Consider the following 20,195-nt stretch of genomic DNA (forward strand, 5'->3'; position numbering starts at 1 on the left):
GGCCCATTTTCTCTTCCGGTGATGGCGACCTGTACAAATTTAGAGTCAGGACTTGCCCCGTGCCAATGAGGTATGTTATGCGGACATTTTACGGCATCACCTTTCCGTACAATTTCAACCGGTTTGCCTTCTTCCTGATAATAACCTACACCATCGATGGCAAGGATGATCTGGCCTGCCGGATGCAGGTGCCAGCTTGTACGGGCACCCGGTTCGAAGGTTACGCTTCCTACTGAATTCTGGTTCAGGCTGTCTGCCGTGATCAGGTTATGCAGATATGCGGTTCCTGTAAAGTTCGGCCCTTCTATTATGTTGCCTCTTTCGAAAACCAGTTCTTCGGACGAACCGGGGGGTTGGCTATTGGAAGTCGTATTATTACACGCACTTATCAACAATGCTGTTATTGCAAGGAATGCTATGCTGATCTTTTTCATTCACTTCTATTTTAAGTATTGGTTTTTACAATTCAATTCATATTTCTACCAAAGAATTCAATTAATTTGCTTACAATCTGGGCTACGTACTCTTTTCTCCAGTAGGTTTGTATATGGGTGGCCCCGTCAACCAGGAACAATTCCTTGTTTTTGGCATTAACAGCTTTGGAGAACGCTTCGTCTGTCATGTATTTGGTGTCGGCTTTGCTTCCCGCTATCATTAGCAGGGGCTGATTTATTAAATCCATATAGGTGGTGGCATCCCAGGTCATTAAATCGAGCAGACTACTCATGGTGTACAGAAAGGTTGAATTGGGATGCGCATGGGTCCTGTAATAGTACTGATATCCTTCGCGATATAAATCAGTCGGGGTTTTAGCGATCTCTTCATCTGTTATGCTTGGAACACCTGCATAAATGATTTCACCTCCTGCAGCTTCCTGCACCCGTGCATCGGTGGCTTGCCGTAAACGTTCCTGAATGGTAGCCAACTGTGAATTTTGGAAACCATTACGTCTTACTTCGCCCGAATTAAACATACTCAGGGTTGCCACGGCTTTAAAACGTTTGTCGCTCTGTACAGCTTTCAGAGTATAACCTCCACCGCCACAGATACCTAAAATGCCCAAACGGTTGGCATCAACTCCCGGGTACTGTGTAATGAAATCGGCTGCGCCATGAATATCTTCCGTGCGGTATGCAGGATTATCCTTATGGCGTGGTTCTCCACCACTTGCACCCTGATAGGCCGCATCGCCTGCAATGGTTATATAGCCTGCTTCGGCCAGACGCTGTGCATATAATCCGGCAACCTGCTCTTTAATGCCACCATTAGGATGCGCCACTACCACCGCCGGATATTTCTTCGAGGAGTCGTAACCGGCGGGTGTATAAATATTCGCTGCTATATCAATTCCGTTGAGTTGATAGGTCACCGGATGTATATTTACTTTTCCCGGTACATTTTCACTGATCGCGTTTTCATACACCAGACCGAAAGGGTTTTGAACTTTGGTTTGGGCTGAAGAAATTATACTTGTTGCCATAAAAATCACCATTAAAATTATTTGTATCTTTTTCATTGTATTATGCTATAAATTGTTTATATTATTTAGTTTAAACCTTTGCTTTTAAGAAGTTCTGCCAGAACCGGTTTGGCTGCATCGGCTTCTTTCTTACTTACACTTTTTTCTATTACCTGAATCATTTCTTTAAGTTGTCCGGGAGTAATCCCGACATTCAGGGATAAATTCATGTGTGAATTTAACATCGGTTCCAATCCGCCTAAACTTGCTATCACCGATACGGTAACCATTTCGCGCTGGTCGTAGGTCAGAACGTCGCGTTCGAATATATCGGCAAAAAGATGTTCTTTAAGGAACGTTTCGATTTCCGGACTAAAGGCTGCATAACCTGTTGTTGGTCTTCCTTCCGGAGGCGTAGTACCCGACAATTTTGCCAGAATCTCCTTTCCTCGCTCATATTTATCGCGGGTATCGGTTATCGGCGATGCTTCACGTCCCCAATTATCGTTGATGCCTGCGGCCTTGCGTTCGTCCAGCACCGACATAAAAGTTTGCAGTCCGCGGAGACTTCTCGGAAAACCACTATAAGCGTAAAGATGTACCAATACTTCTTTAATTTCATTAACCGTAAGCCCGGCATCCAGTCCGGCATTCAACTCTGTTTTCAATTTATCCAATTCTCCTCTTGCTGTGAAAGCGGAGATGGTAACTATTTTTTCCTGCTTTTTATTTAACATCTTTCCCTGTGCATTTATGTTACCGGATACTCCTAATAACAAAGTCATTATTATATATAAGCTTATCTTTTTCATGTTTTTATTTATTGTTTACTTGCTGATTATTTGTCACTGGGTTTATCCTTCTGAAGGGCTGCCACTTCAGGTAGGTTGCCGAACGCCAGAACCATTCCAAAGGGCCATATAGGAAATATTTCATCCAATATTTACTGAATATAATTTGCAGGGTATATATCACTAATCCTAAAACAAACAATTCTGTAGTTCCCAGACGTCCGAAGAAAGAACCGAACGCCCACATGGAAAACAGGAAGCACCCTATAACGTTCTGCATTTCATAATTGGTCAATCCCATACGTCCGTACGGCGAAATTACATCGAGGTATCTGCCGATACTCTTTATCTGATAAAGGATGATAAATCCCATAGCCAAAGCGCCGGACAGGCATACTGCTTTTATATCATTCAGACCCATAGTGGCCAATACACTGGCAGGTATGCTTTCTCCCGGCCGCATAAATCGCATATTTGTTGCTTCCTGCGGAAATAAACTCACAATCAGGTTGATTACTACAACACCAAGAACAAAAGCACCGAAAAGAATGAAGTTTCTCTGTTTTCGCTCATATATCTGTTCAAAAAACCGCAGACGTCCTACCACCAGTCCAAAAATGAATAAAGCTAAAGTGATGTAGCCGCGTGCAAAAACACCAAACTGATAATTCAGCTTTCTTTCAAAGCCCGTTGTCAGGTTCATTTTTGCCGAATTGAGAAAAGATGGTTTTTCTATCTGAGGATTTTGGGGGCGCCTTGAAGGACGTTCTTCATTTTGTCGGCTGTCTGCAACTTGCTCCACTTTAGTCATCTGGTTATAAGTGGCAGTGATGATGCGTGGTGAACCGATTAATAAAAGGGATGCAATCAGTATTAATATCCAGTTTTTAACTTTGTAAAGAAAAACCATTACCACTCCGAACATGGCGTAAATCGCCAAAATTTCTCCGGAATAAAACATACATCCGATCATTCCGATTACAAAAAGGATAATCATCCGCCATAGGAAACGTTTGCGGAAATCTATTCCTTTTTTATGGGCTCTATCCATCTGAATGAAAAAACTTAACCCGAACAGGAAGGCGAAAATGTTAATGAATTTTCCCATGACCACGTTTTGCATTAGCCACCGGATAGACTCATCCATAGCGGGGAATAAGGGTTCGCGTGGTTCCAAACCAAACGAAAAAATACTATAATGTTGCCACATGTGGGTAAGGATAACTCCCAACAAGGCGAATCCCCTTAATGCATCAATTACTGTAATCCTTTGTAAAGGGGTTGAAATGACTTTCTGTTTTTCCACGTCTCTTATTTTAATTAATTATTAAAAAGGTTCACCAGCCATGTATCAAAAGCCTGTATCCAGTTTCCTCTTACGCCATAGCCGTGAGGCCAACCCTGAAGTACAAAGTCTTCCACTTCTATACCTGCCTGTCGTAAAGCATTAACACACGCTGCAAATTGATTTGCGAAGCCATCATTTGTACCATAACAGAAAAAGGCGGGCGGTAAGTTTGAGCGCCTGAATAGTTCCACATCTGTAGATGCTACACTTAATCTTCCGTAAAATGAATAGATATGTCCGATTCCTTTCACATCGGCAGATACCTGATCCAATTCATCAGGTACATAATTGCTATCCAGTGATGAGCCGTTTACGGCCCCTCTGTAATTCAAAACCTGTTCACCGCACAAGATACCGCCGGCCGAAAATCCGGCTACTATAATATTATCTGCATCTATGCCGTAATAATCAGCGTGAAGACGGACAAACCTTACCGCCCTTGCCAAGTCCAAAGCTCCTTCTTGCTGTGTATAGGGTCTTAACCGGTAATTGACAACAAAACTTTGATAGCCAAGTTCGCTTAATACTTCTGCCACAGGAGCGCCTTCACTGCCACTGCGGAATGCAAAAGCTCCACCCGGACACACCAAAACAGCTCCTTTTACTTTTACCCCTTGTCTGACGGGATAATAAACCATATACGGACGAAAATCGGTACCATCCGGATTACTGGAATTTGCAACGGTCTGATAAGATGTAGTAGCAGGCATATTTCCATCTGACCACAGGTAGATTTCAGTTTGAGACGGATTGTCCGTTTTCCCATTAGGGATGTTCACTTCATTATCCTCTTCTTCATCCCGGAGAACTGCATCATCTTCATTGCAAGCTGAAAACAAACTGCCACTCATTAACAGAAATATGAAGGAGAAAGAAATGGTGATCATGTATTTCATTTTATTTTTCATATCTACCTGCTTATTAGCCTGGTGAACGATAGCGAACCCAATTTCCATTTTCCGTCGATCGGCACATACACTTCTGTTACCATGAACGGATTTACCACCTCATTGCCACCGACAATCGCTGTCAAACGGATCTTAGTAAGAACAATGGCCGTACTGCCTACAAATCGTACGGATGTTTCTTCTATTTCGGTATGTTTATACTGAATTCCGCCACTTCTTATAGTGTTTAATTCCTGTTCTTTATTCATAGTGGCACCCATGTGGACAAAGACTGCTTCTTTGTGAAAAAGGTCATCCAGCGAATCCACATTCTTATCTGTCATCCACTGCCATTTTGTTTTTGACAGGTTGATCAGTTCCTGTTTCGTTTTTTCATCGTTTTTTACTTCCTGTCCGGCATAAACACCTTGCATGCCCATCGTTATGCCTAACATAAGGATTAGTAATCTGTTTTTTAATACTTTCTTTTCCATTTTTTAATGATTATTGTTTTATTACACTTATTTCTTTCAACCAATCTTCCACACCGGCGTTTTTGTTGGTAGTGCCGAAACCTTTCAGATGTTTCGAACCGGGCGTAAGTTCTACTATTTTAGCTAGGGTCTCATCTCTGTAGGTGGCCGCATAAGTACAAAACGGGATGATTGTCTTTCCTTTGAAATTGTAATTTTCACTTTCAAGAAATGACCATACAGCCATAGGGGCAGTATGCCACCAAACCGGGCAACCTATGAAAATAATGCCGTACTGTTCCATATCTTCTACCACTGCTTTTAATTCGGGACGGATGCCATTATCCCGTTCGACTTTTGCCACTTCGGTACAAGGGGTGTATTCAGTAGGATAAGTATTTATGGTTTCGATCCTGAAAAGAGTACCTCCGGTGTGTTTGGCTATGTTTTCTGCTACCTGTTTTGTGGTTCCACCCCAACTGAAATAGGCAATAAGGATCTTTTGGTTTGTCGTTTCCGGGGTTGCCTGCTCTTCGTCAGTTTGAACGTTTTTGTTATCTGCACAGGCAGACATTGGATATGTTATCAACGCCATTGACAGGGTTATCAATAAAGTTCTCATGCTTTTCATATTTAATTATTTTTTAATGTATTTTTTCCAAAAACTAACTGCCAGATCAAGCCATTCTTCCGCATCTGTCCCTGTACCGAGACCAAAGCCATGCCCGGCAGTCTCATACCTGCGATATTCCACATCCACACCTGCATTCCGCAGGTTTTCAACACGCTTTTCTACAGTATTGATGTTTGCAATGCCATCATTGGCAGCTACGGTAATGAATGAAGGAGAAAAATCACTTGAATAAGTTGATTGTCCGGTATAGGCAATTATCGCCGTTGCAGGTTTGGGAAGATCAGCTCCGCCGTAAGCCGACACTCCGCTTAACGCAACATTACCTGCCATACGCGCACCTGCCGAACCTCCCCAAACTGAATAATCATTTGTGCTCACTCCAAGTGTTTCTGCATTTTTAGTAATATGAGTAATGGCTGTTGCCAGATCTTCGGTGGCCGAGCGTTCACTAGCGATACGATACCGTATGACAAAAGCATTCAATCCCAATTCGCTTATTCTCTGTGCCAACGGAAAACCTTCATGCAATGAACCTACGTAAGAGAATCCACCTCCCGGACAAACGACAGCAAAAGGAGCGTTCGGATCTCCAGGGAAAAAGAATACTCCGGTATTCCTTTTAGCCGGATCCTGTACTTTCTGCTGTTCGGTATAAATGTCGTAAAATATGGTTTTACCATTATTTACTTCATCTATTAAGTGATTCAAAGCACCAACCACTACATCTGGACGGACATTTCTATGGTATGGCATAAGAGAACCAATATTAGAAAGTTGCGTGTTATAATGGGAAGAGTTGTTGTCGCGGGTTAAGAGCAATTCTCCTAACCCTTCAAATGCGGGATGATTTACAATATCCCGGACGTAATCGGTGGTTGTTAAATGTTTCTCCATACTGCCATTGCTATCGTCACCATTATTTTCATTCCCCATTTCCTGATTGTTTTTATCTGTGATTGTAGAATCAGGATCAGAACAATTAATAAGAAAGAGTACCATTAAAAGTGATAGTAACATATTGCCGGTAAAGTTTAGGTTATTGATTTTTACGCTTTTCATGATTACTTATCTTTAATCCAGCTTTTTTTCTTTCATCCAGTTTGAAAGCAAATCAGCAATTTCAATATTGTTCAGGTCAGACATTAAGAAATGAGTATTACCGTGTACTCCTATTTTGGGGAGTTCTACCAATGTTGCATTCCCGCCATGACGGTTAATCGTTTCAACAAATAACCGTCCTAAAGTCAGGCGTGTACGCCAGTTCTCGGCACCGAGTCCATCGGTTACTTCATCGGGGATATAATCACCGAAATACATGACAATAGGGATTTGTGTCAGCTTTCTGAAATCATCCATGGAAACCTCAACTCCGGATAAAGTCCCTGTACGTCCGCTTATCGGTTCGGGCAGTTCGCCTTCCGGAAATGGATATGTTCCCGGTTCGTAAGCAACAATCGCTTTTACATTCTGATTTTTTATACCTGTCATCCATCCCGGCAATCCACCCTGTGAATGTGATATCAAAATACCCGGACCGATTTTATCAAACAACATAGATGTACTGTGACTGATTACTTCACTATCAAAAGCGCCAGTATTCGGTGTCATTTGACGGAAGAAGTTTTCAAGGCTTTGCTTGTCGCGGGGAAACTGAACACCTTCATTATAATCAGGCCATATCCCGATACGGAATATTTCATACCACATCTGTTCGTCGGCGATAGGTTCTATTGCAGATGCAACCGTGCTTCGTCCCGCTTTTCCCCGTCGGGGCTGGTCTATAAGATAGGTACTGAAGCCCCTGCGAAGAAAAATGTTTTGAAAACCCTCCCTTCCGTCAGGAGTTGTTTCCCAGGTTTTGGATGATTGTCCTGCACCATGGAGAAAGACAAGGGGTAACTGGCGTGCATTATAGGGTATCTGATAAAAAATATAAGCATGGTCGCCATGATAAGTCTGCCCTTCGGGATAAGGTTTGAAATGATCGAAATTACTCCCGTCATATGTCCCCGAATTCTGGATAACAGTTCCGCCGACTGCAAAACTTCCCTGCTCCTTTATTACAAGTAACCCGGTTGTATTATCCGGGGATTGTTGATTGCATCCAAAAACAGTAATCATGATGCATATTGCTAATATTACTTTATTTTTCATATCGTTCATTTTTTAAGTTTACATTTTCACGATACAAACATACGGGCAATATCTCCCAGGGTAAATAGACAGATTACTGATTCTTATACCATTTTTACAGGATGGCATTTTCCCGTATATCAGCCACATACACAGATTACGGTTTTTTATACCATTATTACTGATTGATTGGAAAGTTTGCTGTAGTTCTGTTTTAAACTTTTATTTTTGTAGTGGTCTTCATCAAAAAGAAATGGCATGAGTAAGATATTGAATTTTGATACGGTACATGAGTATAACGAATTCCTTGGAATTGAAACCTTACATCCATTGGTCAGTTCTATTGACTTTTTGGAAGTAAAAAAAGAATTTCATCACATACGCAAAAGATATGGGTTCTATTTTATTTTCCTGAAAGATGTCAAATGTGGCGATTTAATCTATGGTCGCCATACATACGACTATCAGGAAGGTACACTTGTATTTATCGGGCCGGGACAGGTTGCCGGGAAAGACGATACAGGCGAAACTTTTCATATGCAGGGCTGGGGGCTTTGTTTTCACCCTGACCTGCTACGGGGAACAGCTCTCGGGCAAAAAATAAAAGATTATACATTTTTCTCATACGAAGCGAATGAATCTTTGCACATGTCTGAACGGGAACGTCAGATCATTATAAATTGTTTTCAGGAAATAAGGGAAGAATTGCGACATTCCATTGACAAGCATAGCAAATCGATTCTGGTTGCCAATATTGAAGTTTTCCTGAATCATTGTCTGCGTTTTTACGATCGTCAGTTTGTAACCCGTGAAAATGTGAATAAAGATGTATTGTCCCGTTTTGAACAGGAACTCGATAATTATTTCGAATCGGATAAACCGCAAACAGTCGGTTTGCCTTCCGTTCAGTATTTTGCTGATCAACTACATCTGTCTGCCAATTATTTTGGAGATCTGATGAAGAAGGAAACGGGGAAATCGGCACAGGAGTACATTCAATTAAAAATTGTAGACCAGGCCAAAGATAAATTATACAATCCCGATATATCGGTAAATGAAATCGCTTATGAATTAGGGTTTAAATATCCGCATCACTTTAGCCGGATGTTCAAGAAGATTGTGGGTAGTTCGCCAACGGAGTACAGGGTTCAAACTTAATCAGATATATTCATGTTGGCGGTAGTGAATAGCATATTTTACTTAGTTATATAACGACGATCATATTTTTGCTAATGAATAAACTGTTTTTGATTAGTACTTTGATTTTATTGGTTAGCTGTAAGTCCAGGCAGGTTGTGGTTACAGATATCAAATCTGTTGTACGTTCACAATATGAAAGTAGAGTACCTAAAGATGAAGATATGGCAACAGTTAATTTGTTTTTCGATACATGGTCCGGAAGATCTATTCCTATCGATCAAAGGGAGTTCGAACAGCTTGATACCTTAGAACAGTTAGGATATAGAATTTACGAAGGCTTGATTACCGATACTACATTTATTGGGATTAATCCGCGGATGATAAATGCCGGATATATCCTGATGCCAAATACTTTTTATATTGGCTATGCAGATAATTACAGGAAAGAATATGATTTTATAGTATATGACACTATTAAATCTGTAACAATAAAAAACTTTCGTCCGAGGATTACCTTTGAGGAAAAACAAATACTTTATTATACAAAGGAATATCAGAGTATATTACCGGAATTTGCAAGAAAATATGGAGTCGGCAGTTTTTTATATATTAATTCGTATCTAATGTCAAATCATCCGGTATATCTTGAGACTGAACCTGTAATAAAGGGAGTGGTAAAGATTTTAAATTCAAATGAATATATTATAAGTTTCAGATCAGGGAATCATTTATATGAAACATTAGCTAAACGGGAAAATAATCGATGGATAAAGATTATGGATTTGACAATTCTAACATCGGACTGATATTGGAAGAGAATAGATTAGTATGCATATCCGCAAGTTAACCTAATTGTTTTTTCAAAAAGTGCTTAAATATATTTGTATATATCATTGATATTGTTTAGTTTTACTGTTAATGCTCACGCAAAAGACATAAGATGAATATACTGAAATTTTTCCTGATGAGGACAACTGTCGAATTCAACAGACGTTATTTCGGAAAATTGCAGTTAGACAGACTATTGTTTGCCGCTGTATCTTATTCACCTGATTTTAAATCTCGTATTTATAATAAGACAAATTGCGGATAAACATATAAAATAAATATAAATCGTTAAAAATGAAAAAGTTAATTGCATTTATTATTACCGCTTCTGTGTTTTCGGTGGCTATTTCGCAAGAATATTCAAAGGGAGATGCCATCATCAATGCGGAAAACGTTGCTTTTGCACTTGCCAATAAGGTGCAAAACGAAAACTCCGCTTCTCTTTTTTTTACGGGAAACGGATTAGTATACAGAGAATATTATCCTGATCCGATTTTTAAGAAGATTAGCGCATGGGAACCAATAACAAAAAGAATTGTTCTTGAACCCAAAACTCACGTATTAGGTGTTAACGGAAATGGTGGTAAAGTAAAAGGCCATACGGTTGGAGGGGTATCTTTGCAACTTGATACGCTGACTTTCAATTTTGAATCAGGGAAGTATTACAAAGTGGACAGTAGAGTAGATAACGGCGTTATTACTAATTTCACTATCGAAGAAACGGATATAATAACTCCTTATGTGGCATATCAAACCGCTAATCCTAACCGTTTGGATGGTGCATGGAGTGGCGATGGGAAACGTATGATGACCTCCTTTTCAAATAAATATTATTTTGAAGGAAGCAGATTAAAATTTGAAGGGGAAAGCAAGAATCCTAAACAAACGTTTGTTGTGGAAGGTAAACTTATGTATAATGAGAATACCATCATTTTTTTTCCTGAAACAGCAATTCATAAAGGGAAAGAAGTTAAAAATTTCAACAGTAGAGCTGACAGAGCTATGTATATTTGGTATTATTTATTAACTGATAACGAGTTGCAAATTGAAGGAGGCAATCCTTTCCTTATTGGTACTCAATCATGGGTAAATACCGGAAATTTCAAAAAAAATAACTGATTATGTGTGTAAATAAACAATAGGATAACTTGCGGATGTACTATTGACTAGTTAAGTATTTTACTGTAAATTAGACTAAAGATTCATATTTGTGATAAATATTCATAATACGATATTATATGAGCGCAATGGAAAATATAGATACGATTTATGATTTTAACTCAGGTCTTGATATTGAAACATTACATCCGCTTATCAGCGTGATCAATTTTCCGAAGTAAAATCGGTAACATCTATCCTCATAAGATTTGGTTTTTATTGTATTGTATATAAAAGTGATATAGGCAAGCGGTGGGAGTGCAGCAACAAAGCAATGAAAATTTGAATGTTGAGTCTGATTGTATAAAATATCGTAGCATGTAACGAATTTATTTTTCTATCGTCTTCATAGTATATAATCATTAAAATTTAAGATAAAATGAAAAAGTTACTCGTGTTACTTATCAGTGTTTTATTAAGCGCAAACCTTTTTAGCCAGGATAATTGCCGGATCAAGAGTTATTCAATACCGGAAGAATCCGTCAGAGAAGTAAAAGCAAATACTGTGAATGGAAATATTACAGTGAACGGAAATGCTATCTCAGAGGTAATAGTAGAAATGTGTGTTTCGCAAAATAACAAGCGGCAAAATAACAAGGAACAGAATGTTGAAATCTGGCAAATGTTAGAGGAACTTTATACCATTGACATCAGAATAGAAGGTGGGAAATTATATGCTGTGGCAAAAAGGAAAGATGAAAAAAATAGCAAGGAGTTGAATATTTCATTTAAAATATCTGTTCCTCAGAAAATTGATGGAGATTTGCGGACAATTAACGGCTCGCTGAAAGTTGAAAATGTTTCGGGTAAAATCGTGGGGAATACAGTAAACGGGAGTATCGACGTATCGAATGCGGATACTGATATTGTAATGAAGACGGTTAATGGTAATATCACAGCAAAAGATTGTAACGGGAAAATCGTTCTGAATACCGTGAATGGCAATGTGAATACGAGCAAGATGAAGGGCGACATATCAGCAACTACTGTAAACGGGAAGGTAAACGGTAAATCACCAAGGTTTTGGTGATATTGAACAAACCTGGCAGTGTGAAATATTTCAGGAAAATTCCAAGCCAGGTCTGATGGTTGCAACATTTTAAAATATGGACGGAATCATTGTGATTATCAATATCTCAAAACGTGTGTAAAATACGTTTTCAAGCCTTATAGGTAAGGGTGTAAAAGAAAATAGAACAGTGATAGCCAGATGCAACTGAACTGATGAGAATAAACCATTTTTCGACGCATTTTGGGAAAATGGGGAGGTAGAAATCTATGATAATGGTACGGAATATTACCTGACAATGATGCTTAATAACATTGATAGTTATTTCGCTGTTTGAGTTTTATGGAGATATTATTTAATTTAATATTATTACACATTACGCACTCGAAGTTGTCCTAAAGCAGGGTTCTCGATAGCGATTCCCACGACAGCCAGTTCGATATGTTCCTCAACGCGATTCTTTAGGATCGCGTTTCTTGCGTGAGATTTCCTGTAAGGCCATTTCCCCGGCTTGATCGTATAGTTCAAACGTTAAAAACTATCTCGACTGTACCCCATCACTTTGCCGGCTTGCGATACATTGCCGAGCATCTGGGCTAACTCAAGCAGCCCGGATTTGTTCTTGGTAACCTTTTCTTGTGTGGTCATAATTTAATCATTTTATTGTTACAAATCTATTGACTTTCATTCGTTACTGTCAGATTAAATCGTGACTAATTCATATTATTCAGGTAAATCGCTAATTGTTCCGTTCCAATCTTTCCCGAATTTTATGGAATGGAGTGTTCCACCCGTAGCCCAATTTTCATGCTCATATTCATCAATTAATATACTTATCCATTCGGGTTGTATATTTAATGCTTCAACCATTATTTTAGTAAATTCATTGACTATTTTCTGTTTTTTTTCTTCAGAATGACCTTTGGCTATTTTTATATTAATGATTGGCATAATCGTCATTTTTAATTGTTAATTAACAAATTACTCAATTACAATTTATACTTGTGGCAAAGTCTCAATTAGATTATATTGTTTTTTCAAAAATTCAACTCTTTTTCTCTCTCCGCTTCTTGTAATCGAAAAAGATTGTTGTTTAATTGATTGCACCCATTGTTTCATCTCTTCAAAGGTTGTCCTTTCTGTTGAAACTATTCCGTTGAGTAAAAACGTTTTTGCCATTGTTAGTTGATAATCAGGTGCATTTATATAAACATAACTGGTCTCTATGTTGATATCGGAAATATAAATATTAATTCTTTTTCCTGTCTCTTCAAAAAATCCTTCACTAGACCACCTATCAATTTGTTCCAGTATTTTTAGCAGATCCCGTTTTATCAGGTTGATTTCCTCATCGGTAATCAACCTGATCTGATAGAAATAGTTAATGTCATTAACTAGATATTGAAAAATCAAATTATCAAGAATATACTCCGTGTGCAAAATTTTTGCCCATTTAACATTTTCTTTCTGAATTTTTTGAAGTTTATCTTCAATAATCACATCTTTATAGGGAACAACTTTATTTAATCCCTTGGTCTGGTATTTCCATTTGAATAGATAAAATCTGAAAACGTATTGATATGCAACATATAACGGTTGAGGCAATATGTTTGTTACCTCTCCCCCTTCAGCGTCAGGAAAATTCTTCAAAAATTTCAAAATAGAAACCATTTCTTCCGACAATGCAAAACTCGTTTTTATGGGATTTGTGTTTTCAATTTGGTTAAACTTAAATAATGGTTTTAACATCGGCAAATTATCCAACTTTAAAGTATCCAGAAAAATATTTAGTTGTCTGGAAATAATCATTGCTTCATGAAAAGCAAACGGTACTTCTCCCTGTAATCTGCTGTTTACGGCTTTCCTGCTGATGGATAACATATCAGCCAGCACATCTATTCTTTCCTCTTTTTGGGGTATTCTTTGTGCTATTTCATCCAAAAAAACATGATGCATCATTTTCATGTAACATTTATTAATGCGAATCAATAGTTGAAAATCGTTCTTGCTTTTATTTAGTTAAAACATTAAATATCAATAAAATAACCACGTCGTCATTTGTTCTAATCTTCTTGAAATCATTAACTTAAAGGAATATTACCAAACATTTCTTTAGTTATGATTCCCGAGAAGAAAGAACTTAAGCTGATAAAGATTTGTATGTATATCTGTGATTTAAACAATCCTGAGCTAAAGTACTACTAAAGATACAGTAAAAATGGCACTCCGGTCTTTACCGATCAAGAAATAATGACTATCTACCTATTTACATGTTATAGTCAGAAATATTTCCAGATCAAAGATATACATTCTTTCGCAAAAGAGTATCTTTCTTCCTGATTTCCTTTATTGCTATCCTATCAAACATTTAATATAAGATCAATTCGCTTGAGTGAATGTTTTAAAGTATTATCCCAAAGATTGATAAGTTCATCCACGCCAAAAGATTGTGATTTTGATGTACGCTGGTTGATTCTATGCCTGTGACCACTTGTGCTGGAAGAAATAAAAAAGGAAGGGTTGCTAAAGAAATCACCACTAAGGGATATTGTTTTACAAAGAATCAATATTACTACGGTTTAAAACTTCATGCCCTGACATTCAGGAGAAAAGGTACAATCCCATTTCCTGAATCCATAACCTATACTCCTGCTGAAGATAACGACCTGATTGCATTTAAACAGAATTGGGGGAAAATCATATATAACCGAATGATTATTGGAGATAAGATATATTCTGATTTTGAATACTTTGATGATGAGAAAAAATCCAGAATATTCATATGATTACGCCTGTTAAAGCAACCAAAGGACAGACCGAACAGGAAAAGCAAAGGAACAAAGCCTATAATGACTTGTTTTCTACTGATGTCTCCAAAGTCAGACAACCTATAAAATCATTTTTCAACTGGTTGAATGAAAAAACAAATATTCAAAGAGCGCAGAAAGTCAGATTTACAGCTGGACTATTACTACACATGATGGGTAAAATAGCCATCACATTTATTTATCTGATTTTTTAAATACTGATTCGCATGATTAATTAAAAACAAACGGCAAATATTACAAATATAATATTATTCTTACATAGAAAATATAAATAAATATTAAAAACTTTTAATATTTATTAAAAACTAAACGCAAACATTTGTTTATCAGTGTAATAATTATACGCTATTATTCAATCGTGCATATTACAAATTTGGGAAACGATGGATGGGGCAAATCCATTCCATATTTTCTTCTCCGCTGTACAACTGAAACATTTGAAAATTATTTCAGAACTCAAGGATTTATTTAGCAGATAATTCGAAATCGTTGGTGTATGTATTTTGATGTTACATTATTACTGAGAATTATTTTATCTTTGAGGAGAATTAATATTTTAATTTTCCAACAATATGGGAAAAGATATATTATATGAAAGATTTGTTGAAGCTATAAAAAATAAAGTACCAGAAAGGGGACAATTGGTAAATAGCCTTGCCGATATTTTACTTATTGAAAAAGATGCCATATATCGCAGGCTGCGTGGAGAAGTCCTTTTTACTTTTGCAGAAATAACCAAAATATCAAAAAAAATTGGGATTTCATTGGATCATATCACCGGGGAGGATGAATTGAAAAATTATTCTTTTACATTGCATCTGAACAATTATGAAAATCCTGATGAAGAAGATTACCGGATGCAAGAGCATTATATCAATATGCTCGATAATATGAGAGGTATGCCCGGTTCTGAGGTGGGTGCTGCTTCGAATATGATCCCTACCCCTCTATATATTCCGTATGAATATATTTACCGTTTTTATCTTTTGAAATGGATGTACCAACTAGGAGACAGGCCAAAGAAATTCAGTGAAATACAGATACCCCAAAGACAAATGGAAATCGGTAAAAGAGCACTTGCTTTTGTTAAAAATGTCTCAAACACACATTGGGTAATGAACGAAAATTTTCTCGTTCTCCTTATTAACGATATTAATTATTTTATCAATATAAAATATATCACGGAAGATGAAGCCAAATTGCTGAAAAAAGATATTTCCTGTTTTATTGATTATCTTGATGAAATTGCGACAACCGGGTGTTTTGAGACAGGGAAAAAGATATTTCTTTATATATCCAGTTTGAATTTTGAATCGAGTTACAGTTATGTAGAAAGTCAAAACTATTTCCATACTGCTATCAGTTCATTTACATTGAATGATGCAATCTCATTAAATATAGAAGTTTTAAAAAAAATTAAAAAATGGATGAAAGCCATTATCCAGACATCGATCATGATTTCGGAAAGTGCTACAAGGCAGAGAGTCTTATTTTTCACAAAACAACGAGATATTATAGCAACAAATTTATAAAAATTGACAGTGTCCATGAATATTGTGTAAATGAAAACTAGATGTTGTAAAGTTTGTAGTTTTTTACTTATGTATAAATTTGAAAAAGGAATAATTATGGACATTCCCAAAAAATTATATTGAGTAAAGAATTTTTGAACCATTTTAAAACTGCAGAAGATGTTGATTTCTTCCTAAAAAAGCTTCATACCAAGGTTTATGAAGGCATGTTGGAAGGCGAAATGGGAAATCCTTAGGTTATGAGAAAGTACTCCTGAAGGTAAAAACAGTGGCAACTTCTGTAATGGCTCCTATCCTAAAACTATCCAGACCGAATATGGAGAGTCTACCATCGAAATTCCCCGTGACCATTCGGGTGATTTTGAACCAGTGATCGTTCCTAAGCGTCAGAAACGGGGATTATCTATAAACGTTTGGTGATCTCCCTATATGCAAAAGGAATGAGCGTATCGAATATAGAAGAAGAGAATTTATGATATTGCTCTGTTTCTCAGCGATTTTCGTAATCGCCTCCAAAATGAGTCAGGCTGCGATAGAATGGCAAAACCGTCCATTGGAAAGCCTTTACCTGATTGTCTGGACGGACGGTATTGTCTTTAAAGTCCGGGAGAATGGCAAGGTGACCAATAAAACCGCCTACTTATGTGTAGGTTTAAATAAAGAAGGGTTGAAAGAAGTACTGGGTATGTGGGTTGGCAAGACGGAGTCCGCTTCATTCTGGATTGACCTTAAAGCCCGTGGTGTTGAAGATATCCTGGTTACTGTAACGGATAATCTATGCGGCTTCACAGATACCATAAAGAGTGTCTGTTACTCAAATCTGTGTAGTACATCAAATCCGTAACTCGTGCCAGTATGTTGTCTGGAAAGAAAAGAAGGAGTTTACAGCAGATTTAAAAAATATCTACAATGCACCGGCCAAAGAAGCTGCTGCATTAGAATTAGATCATTTTGAAAAGAAATGGGGCGCTAAATATCCTTATGCGATCCGTTCATGGCACCTGAATTGGGACGAGTTGACTACTTTTTTTGACTTTCCTGTAGAAATCCGAAGGATTATCTATACCACTAACCTGATAGGAAATTTGAATGGTAAAATTAGAAAATATACAAAAAATAAACTCTCTTTCCATAATGATGATGCCTTGAAAAAGTCTGTATTTCTGGATATTGTAGAAATCAAAAAAAAGTGATACCAACCCATCTGGAACTGGGGAATGATTTTTAATCAATTTCTCACTATATTTGAAAACAGGATCCGGGTTTAAACCCGGATCCTGTAAGCTAGGGTTTTCCATTTACACAAAATTATGGATACTCCCTATTTGACGGCTTTCGCTATATTTGTAGAATATACGATGCGGTTCGGCAATTTTTCGAAAGCAAGCTTTCAACAATTGCCCTCACCTTTCGCTATATTTGAATTTTTAAATGCAACAAACTGAACCCATAGTAGTTGTTATAAACTGGGTTTTAGTATTCATATAACCCGGATATATTAATATTATCATCATGCCTTCCAACCACTCTTTTCGTTTATTCGGATTCTGGAAACGATGGATGAACCGGAAAAAGGTCAGGGAACAATACGTTTACTTTATTTCGGGGATGTGTTATAATTGTAAAGTTTTCGATCAATTGCAGCTTCCCGAGGGATATGTAAAAAAGTATATAGAATGGCATATGCCGCGCCAGAATGAATCGTTATCCAGGTATACCCGTAAAATGGCACGTTCTATTGATACCTCCCAATCGTTTATTTTGGTCGGATATTCGTTCGGAGCTGTAATTATCCAGGAAATGAATCGTTTTCTTAAGCCCAGGAAGAATATTATTATTTCGTCATTCAAGAGTAAAAAGGAGATACCGCCCTTGTTCCAGGCAGTTAAAAAGGCCCACCTTGCCAGAAGGATCCCTCTAAGTGTATACAACCGTACTGAATTTATTACCAACGCTTTTAACCGGTTCATATATAGTGCATCTAATGAAGAACTGTCTGAATACATGACCTATACGGACCCGGGTTATATAAAATGGGCCATTGAGAAAATAACTGATTGGACTCCGGGTGTAAAAAGGAATACCCCCCTGTACCATATTCACGGGACAATAGACCAGATATTCCCCTATGAGCGTTTAAGGAACGTTTTTCCTGTTGAGGGAGGAGATCATCTGATGTTATTGAAAAAGGCAGATGTCGTCAGTGCTATTCTAAACTCCATATTGTTGAGGAAAGAAAAAAATGATTCTACCTATTAGTGGTATGCATCATTATTATAATTCTTAACATTTATCTAAGTTAAGTGTGATTCCAAATGAGAGAGTAACCTTCATTCATTTTTCATAGGGTAAATTTAACTTCTCAAGAATACTGTATCAACATTTGCCATACTGATAATGCAGACAAAATTATTTTCATATTATTGATAGTTATTTATGACGGGATCAATTAGATTCCTAATGATCCGGTCTTATCTGTTTTTCTTTGGGTTGTTTCTTCATACGATAAATAACTGGCTGATTTTCCCATATTTCAGTTGCTATGGGGGCCTATGAAATTATTATATCATATCCCTAATTGTAGGTATTTTTTATAAAAAAATATAGCTGAAAATCGGGATTGCCTGAAATGAGCGCTATCTCTACTTTTGCTGCCTCATTATTTCGATTCTGTTTAATGAATAATCAGGTATTTATAATTATCATATGAAAAAATATTTCTTTTTTCTTTTCATTGTCTCTCTTATATATTATCCAATTTCAGCTCAAACTTCTGCACAAGATACCACATTCAAAAAAATCCGTTTGGGTGGTTATGGCGAGATGTTATACCAGTGGATGGATTATGGACCGGACCGCTACAAAGGGGATGGGGCACCCAAAGATAAAAGAGCCTATATATCTATTCCACGGGCCATTTTCGCCATCGATTATAAATTTCGCCATGATATTGTGTTGGGTACTGAGATTGAATTTGAGTACGGAGGTACCGGGGCTGCTATGGAGTTTGAGTATGCTGAAGCAGGAGAATATGAGATGGAAGTAGAAAAAGCAGGAGAAGTGGTCCTGGAACAATTTCATATCACCAAGAGTTTTGGAAGCATATTTAATATCCGCGTGGGACACATGATTGTTCCCGTTGGTTTGACTAATGCGCATCATGAACCTATATTCTTCTTCGGATCTTCCCGTCCTGAAGGTGAAATGACCATGATTCCCTGTACCTGGCACGAAACGGGTATTTCCGTGTTGGGTTCTTTTTCAAAGATCGGTTTGAACTATGAATTGATGGTAGTAAATGGACTCGACCCGAATGGTTTTTCCAAGGCCGAATGGGTAAGGGTAGGCCGGCAGAAGATATTTGAACTGTCAACCATGACAAGTCCCGCTTTTGTCGGTCGGTTGGAATATTCACCTGTAAAGAACCTTCGGATCGGTGCATCGGGATATTATAATAAATCGGCTAAAAATGCCAGCAAGCCTGAAAAAATGACTTCTGTAAAAGGAAAGGTTTCGATCGTAACAGCAGACGCTCAATATGCCAGTAGTAACATAGTTGCCCGTGCTAATTTTATTTACGGGAACCTGACTGACTCAAAACGGATTTCGGAACTTAACCGTACCGTTTCGTCCAAAGCAGGGTTTCCTAGGACCGATGTGGCAAAAAACGCTATGACCTATGCTGCTGAAGCAGGATATAATGTATTGTCTTTTTTCAATACCAAACAAAAGCTGTTTCCCTTTATCCGTTATGAATACTATAATACCATGGAGGATGTGGAGAGCGGAGTAACGAAAGATACCAGGTATAAAAGGGATATCCTTTCTTTTGGGTTGAATTATTATATCCTGCCAAACTTGGTAGTAAAGGCAGATTATGCGATGCGTCAGATCGATAACGGAACCTATAATGATGAAAATACATTTGGTATCAGCGTAGCCTATACCGGATGGTTTATTAAAAAATGATCTTAG

The 20,195-nt window shown here is 37.6% G+C and carries 20 protein-coding genes and 2 pseudogenes; 10 read left to right on the forward strand and 12 right to left on the reverse strand.

The features are described from left to right. The 9 genes from LBQ60_04970 to LBQ60_05010 all read right to left on the reverse strand — a co-directional run. The coding region (locus tag LBQ60_04970) for a cupin domain-containing protein (GenBank protein MDR2037257.1) at positions 1 to 434 on the reverse strand (434 nt) is incomplete at its 3' end. Positions 435 to 466: 32 nt separating this feature from the next. Further along, positions 467 to 1,480: an alpha/beta hydrolase gene (locus LBQ60_04975; GenBank protein MDR2037258.1), complete on the reverse strand. Its 1,014-nt coding sequence runs from the start codon at positions 1,478 to 1,480 to the stop codon at positions 467 to 469. A gap of 65 nt (positions 1,481 to 1,545) precedes the next feature. Further along, on the reverse strand, positions 1,546 to 2,271 hold the full coding sequence (locus LBQ60_04980) for a carboxymuconolactone decarboxylase family protein (GenBank protein MDR2037259.1): 726 nt from the start codon (positions 2,269 to 2,271) through the stop codon (positions 1,546 to 1,548). A gap of 4 nt (positions 2,272 to 2,275) precedes the next feature. Then, positions 2,276 to 3,556, reverse strand: a complete 1,281-nt coding sequence (locus LBQ60_04985; GenBank protein ID MDR2037260.1) for a DUF418 domain-containing protein — start codon at positions 3,554 to 3,556, stop codon at positions 2,276 to 2,278. Between the two features lie 14 nt (positions 3,557 to 3,570). Then, positions 3,571 to 4,506: an alpha/beta hydrolase gene (locus LBQ60_04990; protein ID MDR2037261.1), complete on the reverse strand. Its 936-nt coding sequence runs from the start codon at positions 4,504 to 4,506 to the stop codon at positions 3,571 to 3,573. 2 nt (positions 4,507 to 4,508) lie between these two features. After that, a complete protein-coding gene (locus tag LBQ60_04995; protein ID MDR2037262.1) occupies positions 4,509 to 4,979 on the reverse strand; it encodes a nuclear transport factor 2 family protein in 471 nt (156 codons plus the stop codon). Positions 4,980 to 4,989: 10 nt separating this feature from the next. Further along, positions 4,990 to 5,580 carry a hypothetical protein gene (locus tag LBQ60_05000; protein ID MDR2037263.1) on the reverse strand — a complete coding sequence of 197 codons (591 nt, stop codon included), beginning with the start codon at positions 5,578 to 5,580 and terminating at the stop codon, positions 4,990 to 4,992. A gap of 15 nt (positions 5,581 to 5,595) precedes the next feature. Then, on the reverse strand, positions 5,596 to 6,651 hold the full coding sequence (locus tag LBQ60_05005) for an alpha/beta hydrolase (GenBank protein MDR2037264.1): 1,056 nt from the start codon (positions 6,649 to 6,651) through the stop codon (positions 5,596 to 5,598). 12 nt (positions 6,652 to 6,663) lie between these two features. Further along, positions 6,664 to 7,746, reverse strand: coding sequence for an alpha/beta fold hydrolase (locus tag LBQ60_05010; protein MDR2037265.1), 1,083 nt, complete (start codon positions 7,744 to 7,746; stop codon positions 6,664 to 6,666). A 237-nt stretch (positions 7,747 to 7,983) separates the two neighbouring features. Here LBQ60_05010 and LBQ60_05015 point away from each other — a divergent pair, with 237 nt between their 5' ends. The 4 genes from LBQ60_05015 to LBQ60_05030 all read left to right on the forward strand — a co-directional run bounded on the left by LBQ60_05015 (position 7,984) and on the right by LBQ60_05030 (position 11,881). Further along, the gene (locus LBQ60_05015) at positions 7,984 to 8,883 is read left to right on the forward strand and encodes a helix-turn-helix domain-containing protein (GenBank protein ID MDR2037266.1); all 900 of its coding nucleotides are present in this window, start codon (positions 7,984 to 7,986) and stop codon (positions 8,881 to 8,883) included. Between the two features lie 74 nt (positions 8,884 to 8,957). Continuing rightward, complete coding sequence (locus LBQ60_05020) at positions 8,958 to 9,671, forward strand: hypothetical protein (protein ID MDR2037267.1); 714 nt, start codon at positions 8,958 to 8,960, stop codon at positions 9,669 to 9,671. Between the two features lie 316 nt (positions 9,672 to 9,987). After that, positions 9,988 to 10,812, forward strand: coding sequence for a hypothetical protein (locus LBQ60_05025; protein ID MDR2037268.1), 825 nt, complete (start codon positions 9,988 to 9,990; stop codon positions 10,810 to 10,812). Positions 10,813 to 11,230: 418 nt separating this feature from the next. Then, complete coding sequence (locus tag LBQ60_05030; GenBank protein ID MDR2037269.1) at positions 11,231 to 11,881, forward strand: hypothetical protein; 651 nt, start codon at positions 11,231 to 11,233, stop codon at positions 11,879 to 11,881. Between the two features lie 354 nt (positions 11,882 to 12,235). Here the strand turns inward: LBQ60_05030 and LBQ60_05035 are convergent. The 3 genes and pseudogenes from LBQ60_05035 to LBQ60_05045 form a co-directional block, all read right to left on the reverse strand. Next, positions 12,236 to 12,508: pseudogene (locus tag LBQ60_05035) on the reverse strand (IS481 family transposase). Between the two features lie 75 nt (positions 12,509 to 12,583). Further along, positions 12,584 to 12,811 carry a 4-oxalocrotonate tautomerase family protein gene (locus LBQ60_05040; protein ID MDR2037270.1) on the reverse strand — a complete coding sequence of 76 codons (228 nt, stop codon included), beginning with the start codon at positions 12,809 to 12,811 and terminating at the stop codon, positions 12,584 to 12,586. A gap of 45 nt (positions 12,812 to 12,856) precedes the next feature. Then, positions 12,857 to 13,819 (reverse strand): hypothetical protein, encoded by a 963-nt coding sequence (locus LBQ60_05045; protein MDR2037271.1) that lies wholly within the window; start codon positions 13,817 to 13,819, stop codon positions 12,857 to 12,859. Between the two features lie 518 nt (positions 13,820 to 14,337). On the opposite strand from LBQ60_05045, the gene LBQ60_05050 reads away from it, so the two are divergent. The 6 genes and pseudogenes from LBQ60_05050 to LBQ60_05075 all read left to right on the forward strand — a co-directional run bounded on the left by LBQ60_05050 (position 14,338) and on the right by LBQ60_05075 (position 20,189). Next, complete coding sequence (locus LBQ60_05050) at positions 14,338 to 14,646, forward strand: hypothetical protein (GenBank protein ID MDR2037272.1); 309 nt, start codon at positions 14,338 to 14,340, stop codon at positions 14,644 to 14,646. After that, on the forward strand, positions 14,643 to 14,882 hold the full coding sequence (locus LBQ60_05055) for a transposase (protein ID MDR2037273.1): 240 nt from the start codon (positions 14,643 to 14,645) through the stop codon (positions 14,880 to 14,882). The genes LBQ60_05050 and LBQ60_05055 overlap by 4 nt, the downstream gene beginning before the upstream one ends. Positions 14,883 to 15,260: 378 nt before the next feature. Then, positions 15,261 to 16,220, forward strand: a complete 960-nt coding sequence (locus tag LBQ60_05060; GenBank protein ID MDR2037274.1) for a hypothetical protein — start codon at positions 15,261 to 15,263, stop codon at positions 16,218 to 16,220. Between the two features lie 303 nt (positions 16,221 to 16,523). Continuing rightward, positions 16,524 to 17,413, forward strand: a pseudogene (locus LBQ60_05065) (IS256 family transposase). Between the two features lie 319 nt (positions 17,414 to 17,732). Beyond that, entirely contained in the window at positions 17,733 to 18,479 is a 747-nt protein-coding gene (locus LBQ60_05070; protein ID MDR2037275.1) for an alpha/beta hydrolase, read from the forward strand. A gap of 447 nt (positions 18,480 to 18,926) precedes the next feature. Then, positions 18,927 to 20,189, forward strand: coding sequence for an outer membrane beta-barrel protein (locus LBQ60_05075; protein MDR2037276.1), 1,263 nt, complete (start codon positions 18,927 to 18,929; stop codon positions 20,187 to 20,189). Positions 20,190 to 20,195 lie beyond the last annotated feature (6 nt).

The organism is Bacteroidales bacterium (assembly GCA_031275285.1).
Classification (GTDB): domain Bacteria; phylum Bacteroidota; class Bacteroidia; order Bacteroidales; family UBA4181; genus JAIRLS01.